This is a genomic window from Desulfovibrio sp. 1188_IL3213 (assembly GCF_036763145.1).
In the GTDB taxonomy this organism is placed as follows: domain Bacteria; phylum Desulfobacterota; class Desulfovibrionia; order Desulfovibrionales; family Desulfovibrionaceae; genus Desulfovibrio.
Genome location: NZ_JBAIYR010000397.1, coordinates 1 through 2,054, shown reverse-complemented (window position 1 = coordinate 2,054; position 2,054 = coordinate 1). Strand labels below are relative to the sequence as shown.

Below are 2,054 nucleotides of genomic sequence, written 5' to 3'. Positions count from 1 at the left end.
CAGACAAGACGCCGGCGAAACACCGTCAGACGCAACAGGCCCCAAGGCCGCCGCGTCAGGTTCCGGCTGAGTGAGCTCAGCGCGCAAGGGCCACCAGTTCCGCGCGGGTGAAGAGGGCAAGCAGTTCATATCCCGCCTCACGGAGCTTTTCACGGCCACCTTCCTCCCTGTCCAGAATGGCGCACACAGCAACAATGTTCAGCTCTGCGTCGCTGATCCTGTGACATGCCTTGAGCAGCGAACCGCCCGTGGTGACCACATCTTCCAGCATGGCAACGCGATCGCCTGCGTTAAAATTGCCCAGCCCTTCCACAAACTGCCCGGTTCCGTGGCCCTTGGCCTCCTTGCGGACCAGCAGGCCGTGCAGGGGCCTGCCCTGCTCATGCGAAATAACCGTGGTGGCCGAAACCAGCGGATCAGCGCCCATAGTCATGCCGCCCACGCCCCGGATATCAAGGTCTCGAAGCATGTGATTGAACAGCGTGCCGATGAGCCATGAGCCCTCGGCGTGCAGGGCCGTTACACGACAGTCAAAATAATAGTCGCTTCTGCGGCCTGAAGCCAGCATAAAATCCCCTTCCCGATAGGATTTTTCTACCAGCAGGCGCGCGAGGCGGCGTTTAAGTTCCATCATATGCTCTTGGGTGCAGACGCTCATGAACAACCTCGGCTAGGCCCGGGCGGGGCTTTCGGCAAACACGCGGGCAAAAATCTCGTCCTCGTGCTGCAGGTAATAGGAAGGATCAAAAAGCTCTTTCAGGGCGGCTTCGCCCAGACGGCTGCTCATATCGGCGTCGGCCCGCACAAGGTCGGGGAAAGGCACGCGGCTTTCCCAGCTTTGCATGGCAAGGCGCTGCACGGCCTCATAGGCCTGCTGGCGCGGCAGCCCGCCGGAAACCAGAGCCGTGAGCACACGCTGCGAAAAATACAGGCCAAAGGAACGGTCCATATTTTCGCGCATGCGCTCGGGCTTGACCACAAGGCCGTCCAGAAGGCGCGTAAGGCGCGCAAGAATATAGTCGGCCAGAATGGTGGAGTCCGGCATGATGACACGTTCCACCGACGAATGACTGATGTCGCGTTCGTGCCAGAGAGCCTGATTTTCCAGGGCGGCAAGGGCATTGGTGCGCAGCAGGCGTGAAAGCCCGGTCATGTTTTCGGCCGAAATGGGATTCTTTTTGTGCGGCATGGCCGAAGAGCCTTTCTGCCCTTTGGCAAAGCCTTCTTCCACTTCCAGCACCTCGGTGCGCTGCAGATGGCGCAGTTCCACGCAAAGGCGTTCTATGCCGCCGCCCAGAATAGCCAGTGAGGTGAAAAAGTGGGCGTAACGGTCACGCTGGATGATCTGGGTGGAGTGCGGGTCAACCCCAAGGCCCAGATGGCCCAGGGCGCGCGCTTCCAGTTCGGGCGACAAAAAGGCGTAAGTACCCACCGCGCCGGATATCTTGCCCACACGCACACTCTCAAGTCCGGCTTCCACCCGCGCCAGGTGACGCGAAAATTCAGCGTAAAAACCGGCCATCTTGAGCCCGAAGCTGGTGGGTTCCGCGTGTATGCCGTGGGTGCGGCCCATGCACAGCACACCCTTGTGGCGACGGGCCAGCGATTCGATGCTGCGCAGCAGCCCGCGTATGTCTTTGAGGATCAGCTCGCCCGCCTGCACCAGCAGCAGGGCATTGGCCGTATCCACAATGTCGGACGAAGTGCAGCCCAGGTGGATATGGCGCGCGTCCGGTCCCACCTTTTCCTCAAGCGAGGTCAGAAAGGCGATGACGTCATGCCGGGTCACTTCCTCGATTTCAAGGATGCGATCCACATCAATGGCGGCCTTGTCGCAGATATTGGCAACAGCCTCGGCCGGAATCCGGCCCATTTCGCTCCACGCCCGACAAACGGCCAGCTCCACGTCAAGCCATGCCTGATAGCGGTTTTTCAAAGTCCAAATGCGGTTCATTTCCGGGCGGGTATAGCGTTCGATCATGGCAGCCTCATGAGTCCGTTTTGGCGGGACCGGCAGCAGGGGCCGGGGTTGCGGGAGCAGCCGCCGGAGCGGC

General features: G+C 60.8%; 2 protein-coding genes. Both read right to left on the bottom strand.

Going from position 1 to position 2,054, the window contains the following annotated elements:
• Window positions 1-76 precede the first annotated feature (76 nt).
• Window positions 77-634, bottom strand: coding sequence for an orotate phosphoribosyltransferase (gene pyrE, locus V6C16_RS11865; RefSeq protein WP_333535542.1), 558 nt, complete (start codon window positions 632-634; stop codon window positions 77-79).
• A gap of 36 nt (window positions 635-670) precedes the next feature.
• Window positions 671-1,981, bottom strand: coding sequence for an adenylosuccinate lyase (gene purB, locus V6C16_RS11860; protein WP_333543298.1), 1,311 nt, complete (start codon window positions 1,979-1,981; stop codon window positions 671-673).
• Window positions 1,982-2,054: the final 73 nt, after the last annotated feature.